Annotated in this window: 1 pseudogene; it reads left to right on the plus strand. The window is 45.2% G+C overall.

Annotated elements, in window-relative coordinates:
- Positions 1–85: 85 nt before the first annotated feature.
- Positions 86–217 (plus strand): annotated as a pseudogene (locus tag H6B10_RS17630) (winged-helix domain-containing protein); the annotation flags it as partial.

Here is a 217-nt window from a genome sequence, read left to right on the forward strand (position 1 = left end):
ACTCCCTCTGGAAAGAAGAATAAAGGAAAATGAAACAGGGTATACTTCTGGCAAAATGTCATGCAAAGAGGGGTTGTTTTCATGGAACCTGTATCCAAAAAGGAAAGAGAAAATCTCTTCCAGCGAATTGGCCCACATGATGGGTACGACAGCCAGTCAGGTTCGTCAGGATTTCAACTGTTTCGGTGGTTTCGGCCAGCAAGGCATCGGGTACAAA

This window comes from Gemmiger formicilis (assembly GCF_016901605.1).
GTDB classification, from domain to species: Bacteria; Bacillota; Clostridia; order Oscillospirales; family Ruminococcaceae; genus Gemmiger; species Gemmiger formicilis_B.